The sequence below is a fragment of the Niallia sp. HCP3S3_B10 genome, from assembly GCF_052064465.1.
GTDB lineage: Bacteria > Bacillota > Bacilli > Bacillales > Cytobacillaceae > Niallia > Niallia hominis.
The window spans coordinates 1-26,494 of record NZ_JBQHVO010000037.1 but is presented as its reverse complement, the minus strand read 5'-3'; the positions used below and the strand labels follow the sequence as shown (position 1 = coordinate 26,494).

Annotated in this window: 27 protein-coding genes; 19 read left to right on the top strand and 8 right to left on the bottom strand. The window is 33.5% G+C overall.

All coding sequences use genetic code 11. From position 1 onward, the window contains the following. Positions 1-184: 184 nt before the first annotated feature. Positions 185-973, top strand: coding sequence for an HAD family hydrolase (locus tag ACTNDN_RS15705; RefSeq protein WP_441131441.1), 789 nt, complete (start codon positions 185-187; stop codon positions 971-973). 54 nt (positions 974-1,027) lie between these two features. On the opposite strand, the gene ACTNDN_RS15700 is transcribed toward ACTNDN_RS15705, so the two are convergent. Next, positions 1,028-1,477 carry an Lrp/AsnC family transcriptional regulator gene (locus ACTNDN_RS15700; RefSeq protein WP_031536783.1) on the bottom strand — a complete coding sequence of 150 codons (450 nt, stop codon included), beginning with the start codon at positions 1,475-1,477 and terminating at the stop codon, positions 1,028-1,030. A gap of 239 nt (positions 1,478-1,716) precedes the next feature. Between ACTNDN_RS15700 and ACTNDN_RS15695 the strand changes: the two genes are divergently transcribed. The 4 genes from ACTNDN_RS15695 to ppc all read left to right on the top strand — a co-directional run bounded on the left by ACTNDN_RS15695 (position 1,717) and on the right by ppc (position 6,710). Next, complete coding sequence (locus ACTNDN_RS15695; protein WP_441131459.1) at positions 1,717-2,331, top strand: YitT family protein; 615 nt, start codon at positions 1,717-1,719, stop codon at positions 2,329-2,331. A 274-nt stretch (positions 2,332-2,605) separates the two neighbouring features. Further along, complete coding sequence (locus ACTNDN_RS15690; RefSeq protein WP_441131439.1) at positions 2,606-2,986, top strand: hypothetical protein; 381 nt, start codon at positions 2,606-2,608, stop codon at positions 2,984-2,986. A gap of 219 nt (positions 2,987-3,205) precedes the next feature. Further along, the gene (locus ACTNDN_RS15685; protein WP_031536786.1) at positions 3,206-3,505 is read left to right on the top strand and encodes a heme biosynthesis protein HemY; all 300 of its coding nucleotides are present in this window, start codon (positions 3,206-3,208) and stop codon (positions 3,503-3,505) included. A gap of 442 nt (positions 3,506-3,947) precedes the next feature. Then, positions 3,948-6,710: a phosphoenolpyruvate carboxylase gene (gene ppc / locus ACTNDN_RS15680; RefSeq protein ID WP_031536787.1), complete on the top strand. Its 2,763-nt coding sequence runs from the start codon at positions 3,948-3,950 to the stop codon at positions 6,708-6,710. Positions 6,711-6,777: 67 nt separating this feature from the next. Here the strand turns inward: ppc and ACTNDN_RS15675 are convergent, their stop codons facing one another. Beyond that, positions 6,778-7,095, bottom strand: coding sequence for a thioredoxin family protein (locus tag ACTNDN_RS15675; RefSeq protein ID WP_031536788.1), 318 nt, complete (start codon positions 7,093-7,095; stop codon positions 6,778-6,780). Positions 7,096-7,428: 333 nt separating this feature from the next. On the opposite strand from ACTNDN_RS15675, the gene ACTNDN_RS15670 reads away from it, so the two are divergent. Then, on the top strand, positions 7,429-7,866 hold the full coding sequence (locus ACTNDN_RS15670; protein ID WP_031538686.1) for a hypothetical protein: 438 nt from the start codon (positions 7,429-7,431) through the stop codon (positions 7,864-7,866). Positions 7,867-7,950: 84 nt separating this feature from the next. On the opposite strand, the gene ACTNDN_RS15665 is transcribed toward ACTNDN_RS15670, so the two are convergent. Then, positions 7,951-8,745, bottom strand: a complete 795-nt coding sequence (locus tag ACTNDN_RS15665; RefSeq protein ID WP_235252136.1) for an HAD family hydrolase — start codon at positions 8,743-8,745, stop codon at positions 7,951-7,953. Between the two features lie 165 nt (positions 8,746-8,910). After that, positions 8,911-9,846, bottom strand: coding sequence for a MerR family transcriptional regulator (locus ACTNDN_RS15660; RefSeq protein WP_031538683.1), 936 nt, complete (start codon positions 9,844-9,846; stop codon positions 8,911-8,913). A gap of 247 nt (positions 9,847-10,093) precedes the next feature. Between ACTNDN_RS15660 and ACTNDN_RS15655 the strand changes: the two genes are divergently transcribed. The 3 genes from ACTNDN_RS15655 to ACTNDN_RS15645 all read left to right on the top strand — a co-directional run bounded on the left by ACTNDN_RS15655 (position 10,094) and on the right by ACTNDN_RS15645 (position 12,860). After that, complete coding sequence (locus tag ACTNDN_RS15655) at positions 10,094-11,254, top strand: metallophosphoesterase (RefSeq protein ID WP_035416573.1); 1,161 nt, start codon at positions 10,094-10,096, stop codon at positions 11,252-11,254. A 90-nt stretch (positions 11,255-11,344) separates the two neighbouring features. Further along, the gene (locus tag ACTNDN_RS15650) at positions 11,345-12,346 is read left to right on the top strand and encodes an LLM class flavin-dependent oxidoreductase (protein ID WP_441131434.1); all 1,002 of its coding nucleotides are present in this window, start codon (positions 11,345-11,347) and stop codon (positions 12,344-12,346) included. 106 nt (positions 12,347-12,452) lie between these two features. Further along, a complete protein-coding gene (locus tag ACTNDN_RS15645; protein ID WP_031538679.1) occupies positions 12,453-12,860 on the top strand; it encodes a hypothetical protein in 408 nt (135 codons plus the stop codon). Positions 12,861-12,958: 98 nt separating this feature from the next. Here the strand turns inward: ACTNDN_RS15645 and ACTNDN_RS15640 are convergent, their stop codons facing one another. Together ACTNDN_RS15640 and ACTNDN_RS15635 are read right to left on the bottom strand one after the other, a co-directional pair. Beyond that, positions 12,959-13,978, bottom strand: a complete 1,020-nt coding sequence (locus ACTNDN_RS15640; protein WP_251628228.1) for a cation diffusion facilitator family transporter — start codon at positions 13,976-13,978, stop codon at positions 12,959-12,961. A gap of 262 nt (positions 13,979-14,240) precedes the next feature. Next, positions 14,241-14,414, bottom strand: a complete 174-nt coding sequence (locus ACTNDN_RS15635; RefSeq protein WP_349205252.1) for a hypothetical protein — start codon at positions 14,412-14,414, stop codon at positions 14,241-14,243. Between the two features lie 368 nt (positions 14,415-14,782). Between ACTNDN_RS15635 and ACTNDN_RS15630 the strand changes: the two genes are divergently transcribed. Further along, positions 14,783-16,438 carry a copper resistance CopC/CopD family protein gene (locus ACTNDN_RS15630; protein WP_441131431.1) on the top strand — a complete coding sequence of 552 codons (1,656 nt, stop codon included), beginning with the start codon at positions 14,783-14,785 and terminating at the stop codon, positions 16,436-16,438. A gap of 237 nt (positions 16,439-16,675) precedes the next feature. Here ACTNDN_RS15630 and ACTNDN_RS15625 read toward each other — a convergent pair whose 3' ends face one another. After that, a complete protein-coding gene (locus ACTNDN_RS15625) occupies positions 16,676-17,299 on the bottom strand; it encodes a biotin transporter BioY (RefSeq protein ID WP_441131429.1) in 624 nt (207 codons plus the stop codon). 149 nt (positions 17,300-17,448) lie between these two features. On the opposite strand from ACTNDN_RS15625, the gene ACTNDN_RS15620 reads away from it, so the two are divergent. The 5 genes from ACTNDN_RS15620 to manA all read left to right on the top strand — a co-directional run bounded on the left by ACTNDN_RS15620 (position 17,449) and on the right by manA (position 21,629). Beyond that, positions 17,449-17,781, top strand: a complete 333-nt coding sequence (locus ACTNDN_RS15620; RefSeq protein ID WP_441131427.1) for a DUF3889 domain-containing protein — start codon at positions 17,449-17,451, stop codon at positions 17,779-17,781. Positions 17,782-17,862: 81 nt separating this feature from the next. After that, on the top strand, positions 17,863-18,582 hold the full coding sequence (locus tag ACTNDN_RS15615) for an MOSC domain-containing protein (protein ID WP_031538668.1): 720 nt from the start codon (positions 17,863-17,865) through the stop codon (positions 18,580-18,582). 236 nt (positions 18,583-18,818) lie between these two features. Then, on the top strand, positions 18,819-19,253 hold the full coding sequence (locus ACTNDN_RS15610) for a MarR family winged helix-turn-helix transcriptional regulator (RefSeq protein ID WP_031538666.1): 435 nt from the start codon (positions 18,819-18,821) through the stop codon (positions 19,251-19,253). Then, positions 19,250-20,473: an MFS transporter gene (locus tag ACTNDN_RS15605; protein ID WP_031538665.1), complete on the top strand. Its 1,224-nt coding sequence runs from the start codon at positions 19,250-19,252 to the stop codon at positions 20,471-20,473. The genes ACTNDN_RS15610 and ACTNDN_RS15605 overlap by 4 nt, the downstream gene beginning before the upstream one ends. A gap of 211 nt (positions 20,474-20,684) precedes the next feature. After that, positions 20,685-21,629, top strand: coding sequence for a mannose-6-phosphate isomerase, class I (gene manA, locus ACTNDN_RS15600; RefSeq protein WP_441131424.1), 945 nt, complete (start codon positions 20,685-20,687; stop codon positions 21,627-21,629). A 180-nt stretch (positions 21,630-21,809) separates the two neighbouring features. On the opposite strand, the gene ACTNDN_RS15595 is transcribed toward manA, so the two are convergent. Further along, a complete protein-coding gene (locus ACTNDN_RS15595) occupies positions 21,810-22,601 on the bottom strand; it encodes a histidinol-phosphatase HisJ family protein (RefSeq protein WP_031538661.1) in 792 nt (263 codons plus the stop codon). 220 nt (positions 22,602-22,821) lie between these two features. Between ACTNDN_RS15595 and ACTNDN_RS15590 the strand changes: the two genes are divergently transcribed. The 4 genes from ACTNDN_RS15590 to spoIIP all read left to right on the top strand — a co-directional run bounded on the left by ACTNDN_RS15590 (position 22,822) and on the right by spoIIP (position 26,368). Next, complete coding sequence (locus tag ACTNDN_RS15590) at positions 22,822-23,589, top strand: alpha/beta hydrolase family protein (RefSeq protein ID WP_349205255.1); 768 nt, start codon at positions 22,822-22,824, stop codon at positions 23,587-23,589. Positions 23,590-23,995: 406 nt separating this feature from the next. Then, entirely contained in the window at positions 23,996-24,601 is a 606-nt protein-coding gene (locus ACTNDN_RS15585; RefSeq protein WP_235251540.1) for a lysophospholipid acyltransferase family protein, read from the top strand. After that, the gene (fabZ, locus tag ACTNDN_RS15580; RefSeq protein ID WP_235251539.1) at positions 24,598-25,017 is read left to right on the top strand and encodes a 3-hydroxyacyl-ACP dehydratase FabZ; all 420 of its coding nucleotides are present in this window, start codon (positions 24,598-24,600) and stop codon (positions 25,015-25,017) included. Before ACTNDN_RS15585 ends, fabZ begins: the two co-directional genes overlap by 4 nt. A 211-nt stretch (positions 25,018-25,228) precedes the next feature. Further along, entirely contained in the window at positions 25,229-26,368 is a 1,140-nt protein-coding gene (gene spoIIP, locus ACTNDN_RS15575) for a stage II sporulation protein P (RefSeq protein ID WP_441131420.1), read from the top strand. Positions 26,369-26,494 lie beyond the last annotated feature (126 nt).

Here is a 26,494-nt window from a genome sequence, read left to right as displayed (position 1 = left end):
CTGGATAGGTACTGTTAAAAGGATTTTGCATAAAGATTGCAGAATCCTTTTTATTTAAATATAGGGTTTACGTAATCGTAAAACGTTTGTAATCTATTAAAGAAGGTAACTTTTTCTTTTATTCTATTTGAAAAAGTAATTTTTCAATAAATCATCGCTTACATAAAAAAGGAGAACGTGGAGAATGACAATTAAAGCAATTCTATTTGATTTAGATGACACGTTGTTATGGGATAAAAAAAGTGTGCAAGACGCTTTTTTAAAGACATGCAAGCTTGCAGAAGAAAAATTTAATATTTCTGCCGAACATTTAGAAGAAGCGGTTCGCAAAGAGGCAAGAGCTCTATATGAAGGATATGATACCTATGCTTTTACGAAAATGATTGGCATTAATCCATTCGAAGGACTGTGGGGAGAATTTCTTGAAGAGCATGCTTCATTTCCAAAAATGAGAGAGATTATTCCGATTTATCGAAAAGAGGCATGGACAAAAGGTTTGCTAGCATTAGGAATTGATGATCCGAAATTTGGAGAGAAATTAGCAGAAGCTTTTCCAGAATACAGAAAGCAATCGCCACATGTTTATGAGGAAACCTTTTCTATTTTAGATCAATTAAAAGGAAATTACTCCTTATTATTATTGACAAATGGTTCCCCTCATTTGCAAAATACAAAGCTATCCATTACGCCTGAAATTTCTCCTTATTTTGATCATATTGTCATTTCTGGGGATTTTGGAAAAGGAAAGCCTGACCCGTCCATCTTTGAACATGCTGTTTCACTACTTGGTGTAGATAAGTCGGAATGTTTAATGGTGGGAGATAATTTGATGACAGATATTAAAGGTGCGAATAAAACGGGAATTAAATCAGTCTGGATAAATCGGGAGAATGTAGAAAAAAAGGAAATTCAGCCTACTTATGAGATACATGATCTTCATGATTTATTGCCCATTTTGAATAAGAAAGATTAAAAGTCTGGTAATCATAAGCGATTAAATATGCTTATGATTACCAGACTTTTCACCTTAATCTTCTGGTTGGTCATTTGGCAATATATGTCTGTAAGGAACTGGGGATGCTAAAATGACTGATGTATTTATCGCTCCATACGGGATAAGTCGATCAACTAAGTTTCTCATCCCATCTATTCCTGAAACAGCTGCTTTTATAGTATAGCTTACAGGTCCAGTCACCCGATGACATTCAATAATATCTGTTTCTGATTTGATGAATTCCTCAAACACATGTGGTTCTTCTTTAAGCTCGCTAATTTGAATGAATAAGAGGGTTTCTCTGCCTAGTTTTGCAGGCGATATTCTCGCACTGAACTCTAAAATAATTCCTTTTTCTTGCAGTCGCAACAGCCTTTCAGACACACTTGGACGGCTTAATGCTAATTTTTTGGATAAATCACTAACCGTAATTCTGGCATCTTCCTGTAAAATTTTAAGTAATTGTATGTCAACTTTATCCATTTCAATAAATGCTCCTTTTTGCAAATTGAATGTATTAGTATAATTATTTATGCGAATTTGAGGGTGTACAGGGTAAATACATTCAGATTGGTATGTAAAATTGCTTCGATATATTCTATCATTATATATGTAAGAATTCCACAAAAAAACCACATATTTTTATAGGATTTCACCCATGAATCCTCAAATTACTATTCCACTTACTTTACGTTACTTTAGGAGTGTTATATTTGAAAAAAATGATAGTTATGATGTTCGGATGTTTTCTTACGTCATTTGGTTTGTATTTATTAAAAGGCTCGTCCATCGTTACAGGAGGAACAGCAGGTCTGGCATTAAGTGTATCTTATTTGCTACCTATTTCTTTTTCCATTTTATTCACCTTAATAAACATCCCGTTTTATATACTGGCTTATTTTAAAATGGGAAAGAAGTTCACATTTTCAACAATTTTAGCCGTATCCTTAGTTACTTTATTTTCTTCTTTACTCCCAATTATTCTTCCATCCATAGCTTTTTATCCTTTATTAGGTTCGATTATGGGCGGATTCATTATTGGGATAGGAACCATCATTTTATTTATGAATGGCTCTTCATTAGGAGGAGCACAGATTTTGTCTATTACTCTTCAAAAGCAATTTAATTGGAATATGGGGAAGACAAATTTTATTTTTGATACAATTGTTATTTTGATTGGTCTATATAGTGTAGGTATAGTTAGAGGCTTATATAGTATAGTGTCTGTGTTTATTATTTCCTTTATGATGAGTACTTTTAAGGAAAAAATAGCGCACCGAAATACAGTCAAAGGTAGTGTAGAAACTAGTACGGTTGTAGAAACACATTCTGTTTAAGAATCAGAAATCAGAAAACCTTTCATAAATTTCCTGCGATTAGAAAATTAAAGGAGATATGAAAGGTTTTTTATTTAGGCTGTCTCCTTCCTGGAATGGCGAGTAAGGCTTGTCGGTTGCCCCATGGAAATCAAAGTGTAGTCATGCTGCTGGTCTAGGCAAATATATTTGTATTTTCAGTATAATTATAGGAAAAATAATTGACAGTGATAATCATTTTCATTTAAAATAAAGACAAATAATAAAAGAAAAGATTAGGAAGGTGTAAGATATAATGAAAAATGATTTCATTGTTTTAACTCCATTTCAATATATGATCGAATGTACCTGTCCTAGACCTGAACATACATTCAGACTTGATTTACATAAAGGGGATATTATTACAGTTACAGAAGAAAAAAAGTATGTAGATTCCCTTGGTTGGCTTCTACTCGTTATGATAAATGATTTTAGTTTCTTTATGTTTGTTGATGAAATAGAAGAATTTATCGCAAATAAAAAGATTACCTCATTACTAGATATGGAATTGAGAATGAATTATTTAGACTATAAAGTCAATGAGTCTTTAGATGTTTTAAATAAAGAGAAATTTGAAGTATTTGCAAGAGAATTAAATGATTTAAAGGCCATTCAAAAAGACCTTGCAATGATTTAATTAGTATCATTTTATTTGCGATCCAGGTTTGTTAATGGGTTGCTTTTTTATTTGCTTGTTTTAAGTGCACCTAAGACATTCTAACGATTCCTATGCAAATAAGAACCATTTAGGAAAATTGCTGAAAAAGGCTTGAATATTTGCAAACATCTCTTTGGGAGATTACAATGGAATAGTATTTAGAAGAAGGCAAGGTTTTGCTTTAGGAGGAATATTTAGATGAAAGTCAAAATAAACAGACACGCAGTAAAAGTACTCAATCAAATGCTAGAAAAGGCGGAAGAAGGCGAAATGATTCGTGTATACATAACAGAGAATCATGGAAATCATGCACATTATGATTTGAAATTGGACCAAAAGACCGAGCATGATGAAGTTGTTCAGTCTGATAAAGACATTCCGATCTTATTAGATACAAGAGATGCTGATTTCTTGGATGGCGTATGGATTCAATATTTTCATGTTCCGCAACCAGGTTTTACAATTTATAACCCAGCGAAAGAACATCATCATCATTAAAAAAAGAGGAAGTGGAAACACTTCCTCTTTTTATATAATAAAACACATAACGCTAGTGCTTGTTTTCATCCTGTTATAAATGTGATATAATTTGCTTCTAAATGGAACATGTACCAAAAAAAATCCGTCAATTTTCAGTTATTTTTTGAAAATGGGTTTACACATTTAATTATTTAGGTTATATAAATTATGTAATATAGATTTGGAGCCCAAAATTAAATTTTACCAATTTTTTCTTATTACACGCGCCAGCGATTGGAATATAAATCCATTTTAAGTGTATTTCCGAATGAATAATATAATTATTAGATGGATTATCTGTAATCTATCTTTTCTATCTATTAATAATTGATTTTAGTTAATGAATTTTTAAAAGAATAGTGATACGATTAATGATAATAGAGTAGTTAATTAAAAATTTAGATTAAGGGATGGTAATCTAATGACAACAAAGATAAAAGGAAATGAGAGTAGTTTACCTTTGCGAAAAGATGTAAAACACCTCGGAAATATTCTTGGTGAAGTACTTATCCACCATGGAGGTCAAGAATTATTAGAGAAGGTTGAGATCATACGTAAGTTAGCAAAGGAACTGCGCGAGACAAACAATGAACATACATATAATCAATTAAAGCTTGAAATGGAGCAATTAGAAAAGCCTGTACGTCGACAAGTTATTCGAGCATTTTCCAAATATTTTCATTTGGTGAATGTAGCTGAATTAAACCACCGTATTCGTCGCAAAAGAGAATATCAATTAAGTCAGGAAAAAGGCGTCCAGCCATATTCCATTGAGCGTGCAATTATGGCATTTAAACAAAAGAATTTATCGGAAGAAACGATTCAAGAGGTGCTAAATACCCTTTCATTAGAATTGATTATTACTGCACATCCGACTGAATCAACAAAACGTACGATTCTAGAAAGCCAAAAAAGAATTGCAACTATCTTAAAACAACTTGATAATCCGATGCTGACAAAGAAAGAACGACAACATTTCAATGATGATTTATTTGAGGAAATTACCATCATGTGGCAAACGGATGAGCTTCGTCAAGAACGTCCTACTGTAATGGATGAAGTAAGAAATGGGCTGTATTATTTTGAACAAACTTTGTTTGATGTTCTTCCGGAAATCCATCAAGAAGTTCAAGATGCACTTCAAGAAAACTATCCTAACTTTGAATGGAAAGTACCTAATTTTCTATGGTTCGGTTCTTGGATCGGTGGAGACAGAGATGGTAATCCGAATGTAACTCCAGATGTTACATGGCAAACACTTCATAAGCAAAATGAATTAGTAATTCAAAAATACATCGGTGCAGTCGATGAATTAATGAAGAAATTTAGTCATTCCACTAATCGAGTGAAAGTTAGTTCGAAGCTAATTCAAACGATTATGGAAGAAGAACAGCTATATTTGACTCCTGAAAAGAAATGGCCAGTAGAAAAAGAAGTATACCGCAGAAAGTTTTCAATTATTTTAGAAAGATTAAAAGAATATGGGAAATCTGAAAAAGGCTATGTTAAAGCAGAAGAATTGTTAGAAGATTTATACATAATTCAAGAAAGCTTTGCACTACATCAGCCGAAAGCTCATCAGCAAAAGGATTTGCAAAAATTAATTCGTCAAGTGCAATTATTTGGCTTTCATTTAGCAACATTGGATATTCGAAACCATAGTGGAGAACATGAATCTGCAATCGATGAGATTTTGCGCAAAGTTGGCATAACAGATGATTATAAAAATCTACCTGAAAATGAAAAATTAGGTATATTGGAGTCTGTTTTAAAAGATCCTCGTCCGATTCTTTTGCTAAACGAAGACTACTCAAAAGAAACACAGGAAATGATTAGTACTTTTACGATGATTAGGGAAGCTCATAAAAAATTTGGTGAGCGTGCAATTAATGTTTATTTAATAAGTATGACACGATCACCAAGTGATATTCTTGAGGTGCTTGTATTGGCAAAAGAAGCGGGAATTTATCGCTTACATGCTGATGGAACAGTTGAAAGTCATTTAAATGTTGCACCATTATTAGAAACAATCGAGGATTTAATTGCAGGTCCAGAAATTGTGGAAACTTTATTTCGTATGCCAGTATATAGAGAGCATTTAAGACGGCATAATGACCAACAGGAAATTATGTTAGGATATTCTGACGGAAGTAAGGATGGCGGTACATTAACGGCGAACTGGAAGCTATTTAAGGCACAACGAGAGATTCACCAAATGGCAAGCAATTATCAAATCGGCTTGAAGTTTTTCCATGGCCGCGGTGGTTCCCTTGGTCGTGGCGGCGGTCCTTTAAATAAAAGCATTCTATCTCAACCAGCTGAAACATTAGGGGATGGAGTAAAGATTACAGAACAAGGGGAAGTATTATCTTCTCGTTATTTGTTGGAAGATATTGCTTATCGAAGCTTGGAACAAGCAACGTCGACATTGTTAATGGCAATTGCTCATATCTCGAAGGATATTAGTGAACATAAAGAGGAAAGAAGCCTTTGGGAAAGTTCCATGGAAGAAATATCTGCTATTTCTTTGGCAAAATATCAATCACTAGTATTTAATGATCCTGATTTTATGACCTATTTTAAAGAAGCGACACCTTTAAACGAAATAGGAAACTTAAAAATTGGTTCTCGACCAATGAGTAGAAAAAATAAAACTACATTTGAAAATTTACGTGCCATTCCATGGGTATTTGCATGGACTCAAAGTAGGCAATTGCTACCTGCATGGTATGCTTCTGGTACTGGTCTTTCTGAATTTGCAAATCAAAAGCAAGGCAATATTGAAATTTTAAAGCAAATGTATGCTAAGTGGCCATTCTTCCGATCCACGATTGATAATTTACAAATGGCTCTAATGAAAGCAGACTTAACAACTGCTAGAGAATATTCTTCCCTTGTTGAAAATGAAGCTATTGGTAATCGCATTTATCAAAATATTAAAGAAGAATATGATAAGACAAAGGCAATATTACTCGAAATTACGGGAATTGAAGAATTACTTGATCATACGCCGACAATTCAAGAATCTGTTTATAGAAGAAACCCATATGTCGACCCATTGAATTTCTTCCAAGTAGAGTTAATTAAACAGCTTCGTGAACAAGAAATACCGGATAAGGAATTAATGAATCAAGTGCTTCTAACGATTAATGGTATTGCTGCAGGTTTACGCAACACTGGTTGATTATAGAGTAGAAAAGGCAATAGAAAAGACGAGAAGGGAATTCTTCTCGTCTTTTCTATCAAAAAATTTACTTTTGTGCTGTCAAAAATTCTTCTACTTGTTCTGGTGTTTTTGCATTGGCACTATGTAGGTGACCTGTTTTTTTGCCATCTTTAAAAATTAACAGACTTGGAATTCCCATTACGTCATACTTTTCAGCTATTTCTGGTAATTCATCCTTATTAAGGCTATACCAGGTTTTATCGTTATTAGCTTCCATAATTTCCCCTATGAACATATCCATTCTTGTGCAATCTGGACACCAAGTGGTAAAAAACTTTACGATATTTGTTTCGCCATTGTTAATGATTTCTTCAAATGTTTCTACTGTTTTAATTTCCTTCATATTCAAAACTCCTCAACCTAAATTTCCCTTTTAACTATTAATAAGGTAATATCCTTTATTATACACTTTAGATTTATTTTTTTCCTTTTAAAAGCATTAACTTTCGATTTGAAAAACTTATAAGCATTTTATTTGCAATATAACTTAAGAAAGACAAGAATATACAAGGTAGGAGAAAAAGGTAGTACTGTTATAACAGAAAAAATATATTGAAATAATATTATTGATTTATCCTGTTATCTTATTGGTACACTTTTTTCGTTATAATAAAGGGTATGTTGTCATATGATAAAAAGGGTCAATTTTGCGGTTTCAAGTAAGAGGAGGTTACAAATGAGTACAACAAAAATAAACATTTCACCAGTAGAAGGTACGTACATACGATTAATTTTAGCAATAGAAAATATGGATAAAGAGAAATTAGTAGATCTAGGCGATTCCTATTTACTGAAACTGAATAAGAAGAATAAAAGTGGCAATGAGCTATATTTTTCTATGCTTTTTAATAAGAAGCTAATAAATAAAGTTGGAAGAAGCACAAATCCAACTGTAACAATTACCAAAAACAAAAATCTTATTTCACTTGAGATTACAATCATGCTTGATTTAACAGAGCCAATAAAAGAAGAAAATTATTATTTTATAAAAAGAGAGTTTGCAACAACGCCTGCATTTGAAATTTCTTACAAAATGAATGAAGAATATTACGATAAGAAAATTTTGCAGCATCTAAATGGCGAAAATGTAGGCGAGAATAGTTCGGAAGTGTAATAAAAGGGTCAGTCTCCAGTGGATAAGGAGTCTGACCCTTTAAAATTTTGAAAAAGTCTTTAGACAGCAGTATTATGTAAAATTTTATTCTTTAATCAATCCTAGCCATTTTAACCCATTATAAATTCCGGAATCTGTTACAGAAGTTGTTTTATGTTTTGCATAAGAAAATAACATTTCATGAGCATTTCCCATTGCAAAGCCTTCCCCTACTACTTGCAACATTTCTTTATCGTTAAGACCATCTCCAAAGGCGATGGAGAATTCCTTCTCAATCCCTAATCTTTTTAGAATCAGTGACACGGCAAATCCTTTATTGACTTTATCACTTATTACATCATAGGAATGTCTAAATCCATCGATATTTACTTGGGATAAATGAATATCAGGAAATTCTTCGTATAAGGCAATATCCTTTTCTTTTAAGTTCACAACTGTAATTCCAAGGATATTTTCTTTCTCATCAAGTGTAAATGTTCTATTTTGCTTAAGATGGAACTTCTTGCTAAATTGCTTCGTCATCTCCCCGTCAGGATGAGAAAGAAGGTTATGTGTATTTGTATATAAAATTAGTTCATTTCCTTTATCATTTGCAATTTCTAAGTATTTAGTTACTAAGTCAGGACTCATTGGTTGTCTAAATACGTCTTTACCATTATGTATAGCGTAAGCGCCATTGTAGCCAATGAATGATTTTATCGCAAGTGTTTCCCCTATATGAGATATTTCGTGTAATGGTCTTCCAGTAGCTAAGAAGACTTCTAATCCTTGTTCCTTCATTAACTGAACTGCTTTTTTGGTTGAGTCTTGAATCGTATCATCCGGTGTGAGGATCGTCCCATCAATATCAAGGAATAAAATTTTATAATTTGTAGACATCTTGACCTCCAATTAATACATACTAATACATTTCTTCACTACCATACTATCATATAAAATGACCAAAAGAAAAAGAGTAAGCAAATTTGAAAAAAGTTTGCTTACTCTTTAAAGAAATTTTACGTAGCTTTAATGATTTTGCATAAATAGTCTAATAAAATAAGATTACCAAATTTTCCACCACTGTCTCTTTTTTTCATGAGAGGCAGCTGTATGACGGAAGGTTTGCACTAATTCTTGAAAGTTTCTTTCTCTTTGTTTAATTTCTTTATCTATTTGTTCTCTTTCTAAACGAAGTGTTTCCATTAAATATTGATCATTTTCGTTTAGTTGTTCAACTGTTTTATTTAATTCTTCATTAGATTTTGAAAGGTTTTCAATCATTGATTTCATTTCTTTGGTAGAAGACACATTTGATGTCCATTGTTTAGAATATGTTTTTCTTTCTGCTTTTGATATTTGTGAAAGTTTTTTTATTTTAGAGCGAATTTCTTCATATTCTATCGCTGTTTTTTCTGTATTTGTATGTAATAGTTCTGAAAACTCCTCTAAATGTTCAGTCGTTGTTTCCTGTGTTTTGTTCACAGTATCTGTAATGTGATGAATGGCTTCTTCATTGCCTGCTTTTATTTCCTTTGTAATTGTTTCTAAAACTTCTTTTTTAATACCATTTCTGATTTCCCCTTTGACCTCTTCTAGAAAATCTTGTTTATAATTTTCCAAGGAGGATAGCAGCAATCGGAAGTTTTGTTCCGCTGTGTACGGATAATTCGATTCTAGTGTGTCGTTAGTATTTTTTTTAAGTACTTCAATCGAAGTATTTTCGTTTTGCTCTGCTTTATCTTCTTCTTTACTTTCTTCTTTTTTAGGTCGATTAATTAGCATCGTTAATGATTCCTTCACTTCTTTTGTTTTCCTTTTTTCTTTATATAAATTTTTGACTTCATGAAGTAAAGTAATTTCTTTTTCTGTATAAATACGTGCACCTGTTTTTGTTCTTGGTATCATGATTATTCCTTGTAAGTCCTTTTCCCATTGTTTTAACATTGTTGGGGTTGTCGTAAGTTTTTTTGATGCTTCCCTTATCGTATATGCCTTCATTTCTCTCTCTCCTTTGTAATTATCACCGTAATAGAACATCTCTACCGTAATATTTATAGAACTGTTAAGAAATTTCCTGCAACAAGACAAAAGCTATCAAAACTTCTAATTTGTTGACAATTTTCCCGATTTTTCTAATACAGGGAATCATTTTGTAGAATCCGATTGTGATTACTGTGTAGTTCTAACCTCATCTGTATAAACTAAAAGAATCGAAGGAAAGCTGGGAAAAAGGGGAGATAGCCAAATGAAAAAGAAATTATTATTTATTCTTTCCATCACACTTATCCTTTTTATGCAACTAAATGTTATCCAAATAGAAGCAATTAGTGAAACATTGAAGGAACCTACCGTTAAACTTCGTATATTAGAAACGACGGATATTCATTCTTATTTACTGGATTATAATTATGAGAAAAAAAAGAAAACGATTGAATATGGATATAATCGAGTGGCAAGTTTGATAACGCAAGCAAAAAAAGAACAAAGAAATACATTATTATTTGACGTAGGAGATGTTATAAAGGGAAGTCCATTGGCGGAGTTTGTTGCAAGTTCTCCGATGTTTTATTCGAACGACATTCATCCTGCATATAAAAGTATGAATTTATTGGGATATGATGCAGCAACAGTTGGAAATCATGAGTTTAATTATGGTCTTGATTTTCTTTTAAATACATTAAGGGGGGCAGATTTCCCATATACAAATGCGAATATATATGTAGATGATCGCAATGAGTATGAACAAGACGACATCCATTTTTTTCAACCATATTTACTACTGGATAAAGATGTAGTAAATGAAAATGGAGAAATGGAAAAGTTAAAGGTGGGAGTAATTGGACTTATTACGCCAATAACACAAGTTTGGGATAAGGAACATTTTGAAAATAGATTAATTATAAAGAATATGCGAAAAACAGCAGAAGAAATTGTACCTCAAATGAAAAAAAAAGGTGCTGATATAATAATCGCGTTAGTACATGCGGGGTTGTATTCTGATCAGAATTATAGACCGAAATCAGGAAATAATGTTCGAGATATTAGTAAGGTGGAAGGAATTGATGTCATTCTTTATGGCCATACCCACGGCATCTTTCCGGTAAAGGGGGCAAAGGGGCCGAAAGGTGTGAATCATGATAAGGGATTAATCAATGGAAAACCAACTGTACAAGCAGGAAATTGGGGAAATCATTTAGGTATTATCGATTTAACACTTCAGAAGAAAAAAGATAAATGGATGATAAAGGAGTCCAAATCAACAGCAAAGCCGATTATCCGGATTATTAAAAAGAAAAAAATACCGATTGTGTCTCCGATGCCACAAATAGAATATATTCTGTCAAATTATCAGAAAGAAACATTGGAATATATGAATAGCAAGCAATTATTGAATCATTTAGAGTGAGAGGCTAAACATCCTTATACAAGCAATAAACTTGAAGACTAAAAAAGTCAGTTATAGTATGGAAGGAGATAAAGGAAGGGATGAGGGATTATGGGAAAAACTCTGAAAGATATAAAGTTCTCTGTACTTGATTTAGCACCAATAAAAGAAGGCAGTAATGCTACAGAAAGCTTTAAAAATAGTTTAGAGCTTGCTCGCCATGTTGAAAAATGGGGCTATAACCGTTATTGGGTTGCAGAACATCATAGCATGCCTGGAATAGCTAGCAGTGCAACATCAGTTTTGATTGGCTATATAGCTGGAGGAACAAGTAAAATAAGAGTTGGTTCTGGTGGTATCATGCTTCCGAATCATTCACCATTAGTTATTGCCGAACAATTTGGAACGTTAGAATCCATGTATCCTAATCGAATTGATTTAGGTTTAGGTAGGGCACCTGGAAGTGATCAGTTGACTGCAAAGGCTTTACGTCGTTATCCAAGTGATGGAAATGACTTTCCTGAATTAGTGGAGGAATTAAGTACGTACTTAAAATCACATGAGGAAACTAGATTGCCTGTAAGAGCAATTCCTGGAGAAGGATTGGCAATACCGATTTGGTTATTAGGATCCAGTGATTTTAGTGCGAGATTAGCAGGAAGTCTTGGTCTTCCATTTGCTTTTGCAAGCCATTTTTCACCAGATTATACAGTGCCTGCTCTCCATACCTATTATAATTCGTTTACACCGTCGGATAAATTGAAGCAACCTTATGCAATGGTGGGGGTAAATATTATTGCGGCAGACACAGATGAAAGGGCAGAATTTCTTGCAACTTCTTCACAACAGCAATTTTTAAGTCTAATTCGAAACAATCCGACCCAACTAAAGCCGCCGGTTCCAAATATGGAAGCACTGTGGACTACTTATGAAAAATCGATTGTACAGAAGCAACTTAAAGCTTCTATTATTGGTTCGGAGGAAACGGTCGCAAGAAAATTACAAGCGTTCTTAGATGAAACGCAAGCAGATGAAATGATAATAAATACCCAAGTCTATTCCCAAACAGATCGATTACGTTCCTATGAGATAGTAAAAAAAATAGTGATGTAATCATTGCAAATACAAAAGGATATCATTTCATTTTGTACTTATTTTTGTGTATGATAAAGCTATAGGTTAATTGTATAGCTTTTGTAAAAAGTTGGAGGGAATTGCAGTGAAAACAACCATGAATTTGGTTAATAAAGATAAAATACAACAGATTTTAAAAGAAATGGTCGATTATGCATATGAAAATATAAAAGGAGAAGAGGTCTTGCTCTGCATGGAATGCTGTGATGTAGATTTATATGTTGCTGCAGACTCTTATGAACCTTTCATAGAAGCGCTAAAAGAGAATTTTGAATTGGATGATTTAGGTGAAATTATCGATAGGGAAGCTTATCATCTATTAATGAGGGAACTGGATGAATATTACGTCGATTTACACGTGAAATCTGGCTATTATGATTACTTCCCAGCAGGGGTTTATGAAGTTAACGGAAGAGAAGAGGAATCAGAAACAAATATCCTTGCCCCTAAAGGCGTTTTTTTTGCACCTTTTGAAGATGCGGTAAATGAATAGCATATTTTTCGGTCAGGGTTCTAATGAAAGAGGATAATCCTGACCTTTTCACATATATATTATTTCACAACGATGGAAGGATGTTTACGTCAATTGAATTAATCAACATTTTTCCAAGAGGAATGTTTTTCTAGCATTTTCTTTCTTTTTTCATTTTTATGAATGGAATTTGGCCAATTTAAAATTCCATCATCCTTATCAAATTCAATGATGATATCAGAAACTCCTTTTTCTGTTAGTATTTGTTTCTCAATTCGCTGTCTTATTTTATCTACTTGTTCTACCGTTAATTTGCTATCAATTTCAATGCTTAGCTCTACATGAAAATCTTCCCCCTCTTTAAATACAGCAAGCCCTTGAATATCTCTTACATCTGGATCTTTCATAGCGATGTTACCAATTACCCCCTGCATTTCTAAATCAGCTTCACCAATCGCACCTGCTGCATTATCTAAGAACACTCTTCCAACTACAATAAACATAAGTAATCCAATAACAATAGATACGATCCCTTCTGCTTGTTTAAAATTTGTATATTCCGTTACAACAACTGCGAGGATTGCTAATATTCCTCCGGCAGTTGCAACAGAATCTTCTAAAAAAACCAATTTTGTTGCCGGTTTTGCCGATTTTAAATAGGTAAAACTAGATGAATAAAGTTTCAAACCTCTTGTTTTTACCCCAGCATTTGTGACAATTTCTTTCATAGCCTTTGTTAACACAATAAACTCAAGAGATACAGATAGAGAAAGAACGCTGATAATAAGCAAAAAGGCGGTTGATTCCTGGGGGTTAATGACATGGTCGATGCCTTCTCTGACTGTTTCATATGCCATTATTCCGACGATAAGGACGGCAAATAATAAAACAATATTTACAAGTCTGCCAAATCCCCCAGGAAACCGCTTGGTAGGGTCTTTTTTGCTTAATGCCGATCCAATAAATACAAAAAATTGATTGGCTGCATCGCCAAGGGAATGCATGGTTTCTGCAAATATAGCGACATTGCCAGATAAGAAAAATGCGACTCCTTTTAAGAGGGAAATAATCGTATTTACGAGTGCAGCAAGGAGAGCAGATCGATTCCCATTCTTAAGTAAAATTATCAATTCCTTCATCGTAATATAGTACCCTTCTTCCTTACTATTAGTGCTATGGAATGGAAATAAAAAGAGAGCTTTCCAATAAATGGCCATCTTGCCTGTTAAAGATGGTTTTCATGTTTATGGAAAGCCTCGATGAGCTTCTGTATTCTTCTTTTTAGATATCTTTTATTCTGTATGTAAAAATGGGTAACAGAAGTCCCTTTTCGTAAGTCTATGGTGTTATTTACACGATCTTGAATATGTAGGTCTAAGAAGCAATCGTTCGGTTAAACTATTAAGCTAATTCACTTTTTTCAACCGCACTGTTCCAATCAGGGAAATAATGTAGCGCATGGCGCATTAATTCTGGATGGCTTTGCTTTACCTTCTTTTTATTCATATTCATGCCATTTGAACGTAATTGTTGAATAGCCAACATTACTTCATCAGCAGTCATGCTAATATCCATTGACTTACCTCCTTTTTATTTTGTTCTTATTCTTTACCGCCATGAAGGAAAATATACGATATTTATATAAAAAAATTAATATATATTTCTCGGGAAAGCGCAAAATACGCTATTGTTTAGACAAATAACGACTGTATTCTAGCTATTAGGTGAGAGGTTTTTTTCTTAAGAGAATGAGAGTAGGTGGAGATCGATTAACCGTATAGTACAAATGGTTCAACTAATCATCAATGAGGATGATTACTATCCACTAATGGAAGTTTCATATATCAGAATAAACGGAATTATTGCCTAGTCGATCTCTTCCTTGTACGAATTGTGGTTCATTCGCTATAATTGAGTGGTGCAGATGAACATAGAGGGACGTGATGAAAAAAGTGAAATGGAAAAAGCTACTAATGTTACAATTAGCTGCACTTATATTTTATTTTATCGGAGTTAATACAGTATCTGCCCATGCATATATTACTAATTCCACTCCTAATGAAAATGAAATATTAGAAACAGCACCGAAAAATGTTTACATAGAATTTAATGAAAAAATCCAAACTGGTTTTACGATATTAAATGTTTTAAACTCATCTGGAGAGAGAGTAGATCAGAAAAATGTTAAGATAGACCCCAAAACAGAGAAATCAATGACAGTAGATTTACAGCCAGATTTACCAAACGATATTTATACAGTTGAGTGGAGAGTAGTATCAGCAGATGGACATTCTGTTTCAGGAATGATTCCTTTTAGTATTGGAGAATTACCTGAGGGAACGGCTTTCCCAACACAACAAGAAAATGGAAATATGTTTACATTTATAAGTACAATGATAAATAAAGGCTTCCTTTATATCGGGTTTTCTTTATATATGGGGATTTTATTGTTCTATTTGATATGGTATAAGGGCAAGAAATTATCCAATAGCTTAAAAAAAAGGACCAAAACTGTCTCGATTACAGCAATAGCATTACTAGCAATCAGTATTATCAGCTCCATTTTCATACAGACACAAAGCTATGCTGGTGGAGGTTTACTAGCATCCTTAAGCATCAGTAATTTGTTGGAAACCCTGAAAAGTACGAAAGAAGGGACCATCTGGATTCTGCAAACAATCTTGTTGGTTATCCTCTATTTGAGCCATCTTTACATTTGGAAAATATACACAGACAGAAAGCGCCTGACTATCCCTGGATTAGCGTTTTTAGGCATAATGCTCTCAAAAGCATTTCTTGGTCATCCGTCTAGTTCTCCATATGAAACGGTGGCGATTTTGTTTGATTTTACTCATTTGGTCGCAGCTTCCATTTGGCTTGGTGGGATGCTTGTCATCCTTTTATTTTTAAGGGAAGGGATTTTTGCGAGTGAAGGAGAAGGACATGATTTATATTGGTCTAGTATGGAAAGATATTCGCTATGGGCCCTTTTCTCCGTTGCTGCACTCTGTATTTCTGGAGCAATAAACGCTTCTTTATTAATACCAGATTTTCATTCATTAGTTAGCACGACATACGGGAAAGTTTTGCTTATTAAGGTGGCTTTACTAGTGTTTATGCTAATTTTCGGAGCCTATCATTTAGTTAGCAGGCTTCTTTTAAAAAAGAAAGAGTTCTATAAAGTATCGATTAAAATAGAGATTACGCTTGGAATTTTGGTATTACTGGTAACAAGCGTTTTTACACAAATCCAAACACCAACCTTGCCAATTGATTTGCCATTTTATGAGGAAGCAGAACTAGGGTATAATGAGAATATTAGCTTATCTATTACCCCTAAAAAAACAGGTGTTCAAAATCAATATGAAGTGTTTGTATTTGATAATAGTCGAAACCCGATTGATCCAATCGAACAAATTACGATAGGCTTAATCAATGGGGAAAATGAAACATCCTTTCCTTTAACAAAAGAGAAAGAGGGGCATTACTTTGCAGAAAATCTTCTATTGAATCAGCCAGGAAATTGGGAAGTAGAAATACATGTTTTAACAGATGAATTAGAATCGCTTGATTATTCCTTTAAAATGCAAGTTAGATAATGTTTGATGGTAGGAAAAATAGGGAATGGAATAATGGAATATTTCTCGGGAAACCGCAGAAATAGACAGGATTCTTGAGTATATGGTCGTAAAATGGCGAAACGGATAGGAAATTATCGGTTTTGGTAAAATGAGTGTCAGTTATATGTATTCCAGGCATAGACGAAGCCAAACAATTACACGATAAAATCGTAATTGTTTGGCTTTTTAATTGATTTTCATATTCGGCTTTTCAGTTTATCTATTTAGTTTTCTTTTGTCAAATTTTTGATGTGTAGAATCTGAATGAAAATGTACTTGCAGTGAGCTTTTCTTTATTACTGAATTATATAAGCGGTAACCGACTACTCCTGCGATAAAGGTAAGAATAACATCTTTTATAAGAGGGAAAGCCATCCAGGACCAAAGCAGTTGATAAGTAAACCCAGAAGGTGCCAAATACCATAATTTATATGCCATATACATCCAGCTTGTACCGATTATGTAATTGATTAATAAGCCAATAAATGCACTAAAAATAAAGTTTGGAATCGATTGTTTTTTCTCGGCAACTAAGCCAACAATAAAGGCAGTAAGAATAAAAGCTAAAATAAATCCAAAGGATGGTTTGGTTAAAATAATGAGTCCTCCAGATACTTCTGCAAATACAGGAATCCCGATAAGTCCAACGAGCATATAAACTACCATTGCAAAACTTCCTAGTCTTTTGCCTAGAAGTAGACCTGCAAGGATTGCAAAAAAGGTTTGAAGTGTAACAGGAACTCCTCCAATAACAAGAAAACTGGTTACATTTGCACCAACTGCCATAAAAGCAACAAATAATGCAATCATTGTAATATCTAAAGCTTTCCACGGTTTCAAAGTCGTCACTCCTTTTAATAATTTCCTAAAATAACTATACTTCTCTACTTTTTATATGTCAACTAATTCTTTAAAAAAGTTAACATATAAAAATACATAATTTTTTATAGAAAGTTCATACTAAATGTAGAATGAAAGGAGATGCATACATGAAAATAATAAAGTTTCCATTCATAAATATTTTATTAGTTGGTTTATTCCTTATGCAGATAAACATTCCAATCCATGCAGAAGCAGAAGGGCTACCTTCCTATGTTAAATGGGGAAGAATCGCCATGACAAAAGCACAAGAAAAATATCCTAATAGTGAAGTAACTGATTATCTGCATGTAGGCAAGGAAGATAAAAAGGGAACTTCTGTTGAAAAGTTTAAGCTTATTGTAAAAAATGATCAAAAAGAAATTGGTGTGTTTGTAAACTTAACCTTTGATACAAGAACCGAACGTTTGTTATCTGTCGACATGGAAGAAACCAAACCATAATTTTAAAAAAAACTCTCTAAAGTAATTGGTTTTAGAGAGTTTTTTTGTTTTAATGGAATAAGGAGAAAGGGAGGGGAAGATATGATCTTTGGAACTATCCAAAAAATTATGCGGTATCCGGTAAAATCCTTTACAGGGGAATATCTTTCAAAGGCAAAAATTATGTCATACGGAATTTATGGGGATAGAAGTCATGCATTTATTGATAAAACAAATAAGAACAAGCATTTAACCATTACGCAATTTCCTAAAATGGTTACATACAAAGCACAATTTTTAGGAGAAGAGTCGATAGAAGTTTTTCCTAAGCTAAAAGTGATAGCAAGTGATGGAGCAGAGTTTGATTGGAATGAAAAAGCATTAGTAGAAAGAATGGAAAAAGAAACAAATCGAACATTAGAGTCCATTACATATTCCCCAACCAATGTTCCAATCCCAGCGATTGAAGTAGACAATATTCTTCTTATCTCAACAGAAGCTCTTGCAGAATTATCTTCCTCATACGGTGAACCAATTGATGAGAGACGATTTAGGGGAAATATTATTTATGATCGAAAAGAGATGGGCATAAAAGAACAGGATATAATGGGGAAGCAAATTAAAATTGGTTCAGAAGTAATTCTCGAAATTAATCAATTCTGTGAAAGATGTATGATCATAACGGTTGATCCTATAACAGGAACAAGGCAGCCTCAGCTATTAAAGCAGATAGTGAAAGAAAGAAATAATCATTTCGGCATTTATGCTCGTGTTATTCAGACGGGAACCATCTATACTGGTGATCAAATGACCATTTTATAAAACAAAATGCATTTCAAAACAAACTGTCCTAACATGTGAATGGCTCCTAATTAGTTAGCTCAACTACTTAGGAGTTTTTTTGATGTAATAATATGGATAGAAAGCACCTTTTTTTGAAAGCGATATCTCTGTTAATCAAACGTTTGATTAAGACCAATGTTTAAAAATAGTATTGCCTACAACCAATATACTATGATATAGTTACCTAGGTAATTAATTTTAGATCGGAGAAAGATATGAACAAGACTCATGACTTATTCCATTCTATCCAACAGCTTGCTCGACAATTTACGAAGGAATTAAATATAGCGTTAGAGCCATTTGATATATATAGTTCAGAATGGGCAATTTTATATGTATTAAAAGAGAACGGTCCACTTGCCCAAAAAGAAATTGCTGAATATTTATCGATTGAAGCTCCACCTGTTACTCGTACAGTTAAAAAGCTCGTGGAAAAAAATTATGTTCTCCAAGTAAAAGGAGAAGACAGACGCACAAATAAAGTGTTTCTAACCGATATAGCAATACAAGAATACGCAAAATGGGAAGAGGCTGTTTTACAAGCAAACAAGGGCTTACTTGCACAATTACCAGCTGAATCATGGGAATATTTACATCAAATTATATTAGGCTGGTCCCATTCATTAGCAATCAAGGAGGAAAATAAGTGAAAAAAGAAGCATTATGGACAAGGGGATTTATCCAAATATGGGTAAGTAACTTTTTTTTATTTATGACATTTTATTTTTTATTAGTTTCATTACCAATTTATGCAATTCGCGAATTAAATCAAAAACAGTCTTCAGCTGGCCTAATTGTTACGGTTTTCATTATTACAGCTATTCTCATCCGGCCAATAGCTGGTAATTTAATGCAAAAGATTGGGAAAAAGGCCATTTTCCTAACATCTTTACTTATCTTCTTAAGTGCCTCCGTTTTTTATTTATTTACTGACTCTCTAAGCGGTTTACTATTTGTTCGTGCCTTACATGGTATTGGATTTGGGATGGCAACAACTGCAACAGGAACAATTGTTGCGGACATTCTGCCAAGCTCCAGAAGAGGAGAAGGCATGGGGTATTATTCCATGAGCATGAATTTAGCAATGGTTATCGGTCCATTTATTGGTCTTCAGGCAATTAATTCTTGGGGAACTTCCACTCTATTTATTCTAGCAATTATTTTTGCATTCTTTGCCATTTTAACAGGCGGATTTATGAAAATTGAACATGCGCCAGAAATGGAAATGTCAGAAATAGAGCATACAGAGAAGAAAGGCATTCGATTCAATCAAATTATTGAAAATACTGCAGTGAAAATTAGTATCGTAGCGGCAATATTCGGAATTGTATATTCGTCGATACTCTCCTTTGTATCTGTTTATGCAGAGGATAAAGGCTTTATTAGTGTTTCAGGTTATTTCTTTGTTGTATATGCAATCTTTATGCTAATGGCAAGACCTTTTGCTGGAAAATGGTTTGATCGCTATGGTGCAAATAAGATTGTATATCCTTGTATTGTTTTATTCTCCGCTGGAATGATTTTGCTTGGCATGGCTGAATCTGAATGGATGTTTTTACTTTCAGCAGCATTAATTGGGTTAGGATACGGATCTATGTTTCCTTGTCTTCAAACCATTGCCATTCAAAAAGCAGCACCACATAGAAGAGGACTTGCAACGGCAACGTTCTTATCTATTTTTGATATAGGGATTGGCTTCGGTTCTTATTTAGTTGGGATTATTGGGGATGCAATTGGCTTAAATGCATTTTATTCTTTTAGTAGTATCTATATTTTAATTGGTATTGCAGTTTATTACTATTTGCATGGGAAAACGATTAGAAAAGAAACGATTATTCCGAAAAAAGAGCAATTCAATACAGGTGCATAACAAAATAAGACTCTCCTAAAGAAATGGTAAAGTTTCTATAAGGAGAGTCTTATTTTTTGTATTAGTACAAATAATGTATGCTTTAATTTAGATAGCTAGAGGCATTTACTAATGTTCTTTCATTTTCTATTTTTGAAAATAAAATCCGTTTTAATGGAGAATATGGTAGAATAGTCTAGTAAATATTGTAAAGAAGGAGTTCCGTAATCGAATGAGCGAGCCATTATTTTTTAATCCGGTTTTTAAAGATAGAATTTGGGGCGGTACAGCATTGCGTAGCTTTGGCTATGAAATACCGAGTGAATCAACAGGGGAATGCTGGGCATTTTCCGCACACCCTCATGGACAAAGTGTTGTCAAGAATGGACCATTAGCAGGGAAAAATTTAGAACAATTATGGGAAAATCATCGTGCGCTTTTTGGAAATATGGAAGGCGATCGTTTTCCTTTATTAACAAAAATATTAGATGCAAATCAAGACTTATCTGTACAGGTTCATCCAAATGATGACTATGCAAAGGTTCATGAAAATGGAGAACTTGGCAAAACAGAGTGCTGGTACATTATTGACTGTCAGGATGGGGCAGAAATTATTTTTGGCCATCATGCTAGAACAAAAGATGAATTAGCAGCAATGATTGCTGAAAATAGATGGGATGAGTTATTAAATAAAGTTCCTGTTAAAAAAGGTGATTTCTTCTTTGTGCCAAGCGGAACAATTCATGCTATTGGGGAAGGGATTATCATTCTTGAAACCCAACAAAATTCGGATACAACATATCGTGTTTATGACTATGATCGCCGTGATGCAGAAGGAAATACTCGGGAATTACATATTGAGCAATCGATCAATGTTACGACCGTTCCACATCAATTAGCAGCAACTTCTCCATCTGTTGAACAACAAGGGGATATAGAGATTACAAGCTTTGTTGAATGTGACTATTTTACAGTTGAAAAATGGTCACTCGATGGAAAGGCAACTAAAGAGCAAAATCAAGCTTTCCTTTTATGCAGCGTAATAGAGGGAGATGGTTCTCTAACGAAGAGTGGAGAAGAATACGCATTCCAAAAAGGGGATCATTTCTTGCTTCCCAATAAATTTGGTGCATTTGAATTAAAGGGGAAAGCAGAGCTTATTGTTTCCTTTATTTAAACCGAAAGAGTGTCTCATTGGACACTCTTCTTTTCTATTAATTGTTAAATTTGCGCACACGATAAAAATTTTCCCATTAAATACTATCGGTAATCGATAGACTGACACATCCCTATGGTGTGAAGGAAAACTCTCATTAATGGTTAGGTCATTTAATGTAAATAATCCCTCTGCACTTATTTACATATCAATTCGAACAGGGTTTCTTTTTTCAAATAGATAATAAGCACTAAACCCTGCATTTTTTGCTAGATTAAGCGCTTGGATGAATCCTTCACCCACATCTTCTTTTCTATGGGAATCAGATCCAATCGTTAAAATTTCTCCACCTAGTTCTCGATAAAGCTTTAATATTTCGATAAATGGCAAAGATTCATTTAAACTTGTTCTCCAGCCTGAAGTATTAATTTCTAACCCAATGCCTCTTTTAATAGCTGTTTTTAAAACGGAAGCAATGATATCTTCATAGTCTGAAAAGGCATAAAGTCCTCTAGTCGTATGTGCATAGCGCTTCATTAAATCAAAATGTGCAAGGACATCGATATCCGCATAGGTAACTAATTCTAGCATTTCTTTAAAATATGCTAGATAAATATCCTCTTCAGGATGTGCATTCATATATTTTCGAAGGGTTAGTCCATCAAGATTGTGAACAGAACCGAGAATATAATCAAACGGAATACTGGATAATGCGTCTTTATATTGCTCTCGCATTAAATGAGGTTCGCATAATTCAATCCCTAGCTTTATTGTAAGTTGATCTTTATAAGCAGCCTGGCATTTTTTTATATCAGCTAGATAGTTTGTCCAATTCATATGCCCAAAGGTTGGAGCATTTGGATTAACTGAAAAATGTTCTGTAAAACAAATTTCATTTATTCCTTTGCTTATTGCATTTTCGCAAATTTCCATCATTATTGCTTTTGAATCAAATGAATGATTGGAATGATGATGATAATCAATATAATACATAGAAATCTCCTTTTATGATGACCGTCTATTTTGGTCAGTAGATATTTTTTTCACTAAAGCTATTTTATCATAATTATATTTTGATAAAATAAATGGTGAAAAAAGGCGAATATTTGGGATGATGAAAAAAGAATTCAGAAAATTTTTGTTTTAAACTTACTAAACAGGTAGGAATAATATATAATAAGTAATTATAAATAGTAATTAGGAGGAACTAGAAATGACTGAGGTGAAGACGATCAAATGGAAGGATGACAATATCGTACTTTCTATCGATTATCCTAAAGAAAAATATAATGACTATAAAACGGTGATTATTTGTCATGGATTAATTGGCAGTAGAATAGGTGTAGATCGGCTATTTGTAAAGACTAGTAATTTGCTTACTGAAAAAGGGTATTTAGTGATTCGGTTTGATTATAAAGGTTGTGGTGAATCGAGTGGTGAATATGGTCGTAATCGATTATCCGATTTAATAGAGCAAACAGAAGCGATTATTCAATTTGCATATGCAGAGCTTTCGATAAAGGAACTTATTTTGCTTGGTCATAGTCTCGGTGGAGCTGTTGCCTTATTTACTGCTATTAATGATTCACGAGTTAGCCGTTTAATTCAGTGGGCAGCTGTCGGAAAACCAGACTTTGATATAAGAAGAATATTTGGTACGGAAAGGTTGAGCGAATTAGCAGAAAAAGAAGTGGTTGATTTTAATGGTTATTCCTTTTATCAAACCTATTTTGAATCATTAGCAGATTTTCGTCCGTTAGAAGTCGCCGATATTTTTTCTGGTGATGTCCTATTAGCGCATGGTTCAGCAGATCAGGATATCCCCTGTTATTATATGGATGAGTATAAAAATAAGTATTTAAAGCGAGAAAAAGGAACGGTTGAAACATTACTTATTGAAAATGGAAAACATACATTTTCATCAACTAGTCAGTTTCATCCATTAATAAATGGAACAATTCATTGGTTAGAAAGTAAATAAGCAAAATACGTAAATGGTAATACATGTATCATCCATTTGCGTTGTTTGATTTTCCTTTTGAGTGACTTCCTTTAAATGGGATATATAAAATTCTATTTATGATTATTACTATATAGATAGTGCCTATTTGTAGTACTTAGACACTATTTTTTTTAGCAATAATGAGATATAATAAGTTGGTAGTGAATAAATATAGTAGCTACTACTAATAGTAGATGTTGAAAAGATTGAATTTATCAGTGGCTGTTTTTTGAGGAATGAGTATTATCTCTTTTTAAAATACTTTCATATAGGGAAACTTTACATAAAGTGCAACTTCTAGCAATGAGGGGCCTTCATACCCGCTGTTAGTTAGTAGAACCGATGGGATAATTAAGTTATTTTGCACAAAAAGGAGAAAGAAAAAATGTATGCATTTACGAGTCGATTTGCTAATGTAGTGTTAAAAATCTTTGGAAGAACAAAGGTTATTAATAAGGATAAATTACCGAAGGACACCGGTTATGTCGTTTCCTGTTCTCATACTGGATGGATAGACGTTGTTGCTCTTGGCACTTCTTTACTGCCGAATGAGATTCATTTTATGGCGAAGAAAGAGCTATTTGCTAAACCGCAAGCAGCTAAATTCCTCCATAGCATTAATGCTTTTCCAGTCGATAGAGAAAATCCTGGTCCAAGTAGTATTAAAACACCAGTTAAACTATTAAAGGAAAAGAAGATAGTCGGAATCTTTCCAAGCGGCACAAGATCGTCAGAGGATGTGCCTTTGAAAAAAGGCGCTGCTACTATTGCTAATTTGGCAAGAGTTCCACTAGTACCAGCTGCATATAGTGGCCCAACGGATTTAAAAGGACTGTTAAGCGGTAAAAAAATTCATGTCATATTTGGCGATCCTATTTCGTTAAAAAATGAGGACGGAACGAAGAAAGATCCAGCAGACATAACAACGGAATTAAGTAATGTTATGGCTGAGCTACAAAATGAATTAAATAATCTAGGTGGTAAGAAATGATGAATCTACAGAAAGTGAAGGATATATTAAATCGGTATCCTCTGCCTCTAGTGGATGAAATATTAGAATTGAAAGAAGGGGAATTGGCTGTAGGTGTAAAGCAAATTAATAAGGAAGATACATTTGCGAATGGACAAAACCCCAATAATCCTATCATGCCAGGAGTCCTAATTATTGAAGCTATTGCTCAAGTTTCAGCAGTAGCCATTCATAGTGAAGAAAAGCATAGTAATAAATTTGCCTTGTTAGCAGGCATTAATCATTCAAGAATTCGAAAGCCTGTTTTTCCTGGTGATGAGCTTTGTATGGAAGTCATCGTGGAAAAGGTGAAAAATAGCTTTGCGAAAGCAAAGGGCAAAGCTACGGTAGCAGGAGAATTAATCTGCGAAGCGGAGTTTCTTTTTTCATTTCAATAAAATAGAAAAATAAAGTCACTGTCCTAGAGCATATGTATTTGGGCAGTGACTTTATTTATTGTATAAAATAATTTTACGCATCCAACTTATTTATAAAAATTCCAATCCTTCCTTAAAATAATGACAATTCCCTATCAAATATTTCATAGATTACAAGACTATTTTCTAGTAAGAAGGCATATATCTGTATGAGAAAGGGGATGTACCTATTATGCAAACCTCCAAAACGCGTACATTAATCCAGTATTTGAATACAACAATATTAGGAATCATCCTAATGTTTATCCTTATTGCTGGAATTACAACTTCTATTTTTTCCTTCAAATTGACTTCAGATAATGTTGCCAGTATTTTAAAGTCTGTCAATACTACGGAAATTTACACAGAAATATTTCATAGTGAAAATCATCTTTTTCCAAAATCAGATGGAAAGGGACTTTCATTAGGCAATATTCTGTTCCAAATTGCCACTAATATTCGTTTAGACGACACACGAACGCTTTTAGGAAGAGAACTACCTGCCTTAACTTTTTTTCATACCGAAATTGTTGTTGCAGAGGAAGGGACAAGCCTTGCCAATCTACCATTTGAGTCTACTCCTTCTGAAGAGCTTATGAAAAACCCTAAAGAAGTAGATGAGGAAAAAGTGGAGAAGGAAGAAAAGCCTTCAGAGAATAAAGCACCAGTAACAGAGCCTAAAAATAAAACTGTTTTAGTTTATAATACGCATAATCTAGAAGCATATTTGCCACTTTTGAAGAATGCAAATGAAAATGAAGCTGTAAGCTCCGATGAACGAGCAAATGTTGTTGGATTAAGTAATAAACTAAGTAATCTATTACAAGATGAGGGAATTGGAGTTCAACTAGATAAAACGAATATTAACCAAAAACTTCTTGATAGAGGATGGAACTATTTTTCATCTTATACCGTTTCAAAGGAAGTGGTTGAGACAGCAGTTAGCGAAAATAAACATTTAAACTATTTAATTGATATACATCGAGATTCAGCTAGGAAAAAAACGACAACAGCAACAATTGAAGGAAAAAGCTATGCAAAACTACTATTCATTATTGGTGATGCAAATAAAGGATATGAAAAAAACCAGGAATTTGCGAAAAAGCTTCATGCTGAATTGGATAAAAAATATCCTGGTATTTCAAGAGGTGTATTCTTAAAAGGAAAAGAAGAAGGAAATGGGGTATATAACCAAAACTTCTCTGATCGTGCTATTCTTTTAGAAGTAGGCGGGGTAGACAATACACAAGTAGAATTGAATCGAAGTATGGAAGCATTTGCTGATATTTTCAGCAAAGTATACTGGGAAGAAAATGACGCAACACAGCAGTAATAATAAAAAAGATGGATCTTCACTTAAATTTGAGGTGGACTAACCTAAAATAGTGAGACAATATAAAACACCTCCAAAATGGCAATACTTGAGATAAGTATTGTGACATTATTCGGAGGTGTTTTT

Excerpts from the sequence above, each read along its gene's own strand:
- ACTNDN_RS15705 (WP_441131441.1), top strand. The coding sequence starts at position 185 with ATGACAATTAAAGCAATTCTATTTGATTTAGATGACACGTTGTTATGG.
- ACTNDN_RS15700 (WP_031536783.1), bottom strand. The coding sequence starts at position 1,477 with ATGGATAAAGTTGACATACAATTACTTAAAATTTTACAGGAAGATGCC.
- ACTNDN_RS15695 (WP_441131459.1), top strand. The coding sequence starts at position 1,717 with ATGATAGTTATGATGTTCGGATGTTTTCTTACGTCATTTGGTTTGTAT.
- ACTNDN_RS15690 (WP_441131439.1), top strand. The coding sequence starts at position 2,606 with ATGAAAAATGATTTCATTGTTTTAACTCCATTTCAATATATGATCGAA.
- ACTNDN_RS15685 (WP_031536786.1), top strand. The coding sequence starts at position 3,206 with ATGAAAGTCAAAATAAACAGACACGCAGTAAAAGTACTCAATCAAATG.
- ppc (WP_031536787.1), top strand. The coding sequence starts at position 3,948 with ATGACAACAAAGATAAAAGGAAATGAGAGTAGTTTACCTTTGCGAAAA.
- ACTNDN_RS15675 (WP_031536788.1), bottom strand. The coding sequence starts at position 7,095 with ATGAAGGAAATTAAAACAGTAGAAACATTTGAAGAAATCATTAACAAT.
- ACTNDN_RS15670 (WP_031538686.1), top strand. The coding sequence starts at position 7,429 with ATGAGTACAACAAAAATAAACATTTCACCAGTAGAAGGTACGTACATA.
- ACTNDN_RS15665 (WP_235252136.1), bottom strand. The coding sequence starts at position 8,745 with ATGTCTACAAATTATAAAATTTTATTCCTTGATATTGATGGGACGATC.
- ACTNDN_RS15660 (WP_031538683.1), bottom strand. The coding sequence starts at position 9,846 with ATGAAGGCATATACGATAAGGGAAGCATCAAAAAAACTTACGACAACC.
- ACTNDN_RS15655 (WP_035416573.1), top strand. The coding sequence starts at position 10,094 with ATGAAAAAGAAATTATTATTTATTCTTTCCATCACACTTATCCTTTTT.
- ACTNDN_RS15650 (WP_441131434.1), top strand. The coding sequence starts at position 11,345 with ATGGGAAAAACTCTGAAAGATATAAAGTTCTCTGTACTTGATTTAGCA.
- ACTNDN_RS15640 (WP_251628228.1), bottom strand. The coding sequence starts at position 13,978 with ATGAAGGAATTGATAATTTTACTTAAGAATGGGAATCGATCTGCTCTC.
- ACTNDN_RS15635 (WP_349205252.1), bottom strand. The coding sequence starts at position 14,414 with ATGGATATTAGCATGACTGCTGATGAAGTAATGTTGGCTATTCAACAA.
- ACTNDN_RS15630 (WP_441131431.1), top strand. The coding sequence starts at position 14,783 with ATGAAAAAAGTGAAATGGAAAAAGCTACTAATGTTACAATTAGCTGCA.
- ACTNDN_RS15620 (WP_441131427.1), top strand. The coding sequence starts at position 17,449 with ATGAAAATAATAAAGTTTCCATTCATAAATATTTTATTAGTTGGTTTA.
- ACTNDN_RS15615 (WP_031538668.1), top strand. The coding sequence starts at position 17,863 with ATGATCTTTGGAACTATCCAAAAAATTATGCGGTATCCGGTAAAATCC.
- ACTNDN_RS15610 (WP_031538666.1), top strand. The coding sequence starts at position 18,819 with ATGAACAAGACTCATGACTTATTCCATTCTATCCAACAGCTTGCTCGA.
- manA (WP_441131424.1), top strand. The coding sequence starts at position 20,685 with ATGAGCGAGCCATTATTTTTTAATCCGGTTTTTAAAGATAGAATTTGG.
- ACTNDN_RS15595 (WP_031538661.1), bottom strand. The coding sequence starts at position 22,601 with ATGTATTATATTGATTATCATCATCATTCCAATCATTCATTTGATTCA.
- ACTNDN_RS15590 (WP_349205255.1), top strand. The coding sequence starts at position 22,822 with ATGACTGAGGTGAAGACGATCAAATGGAAGGATGACAATATCGTACTT.
- ACTNDN_RS15585 (WP_235251540.1), top strand. The coding sequence starts at position 23,996 with ATGTATGCATTTACGAGTCGATTTGCTAATGTAGTGTTAAAAATCTTT.
- fabZ (WP_235251539.1), top strand. The coding sequence starts at position 24,598 with ATGATGAATCTACAGAAAGTGAAGGATATATTAAATCGGTATCCTCTG.
- spoIIP (WP_441131420.1), top strand. The coding sequence starts at position 25,229 with ATGCAAACCTCCAAAACGCGTACATTAATCCAGTATTTGAATACAACA.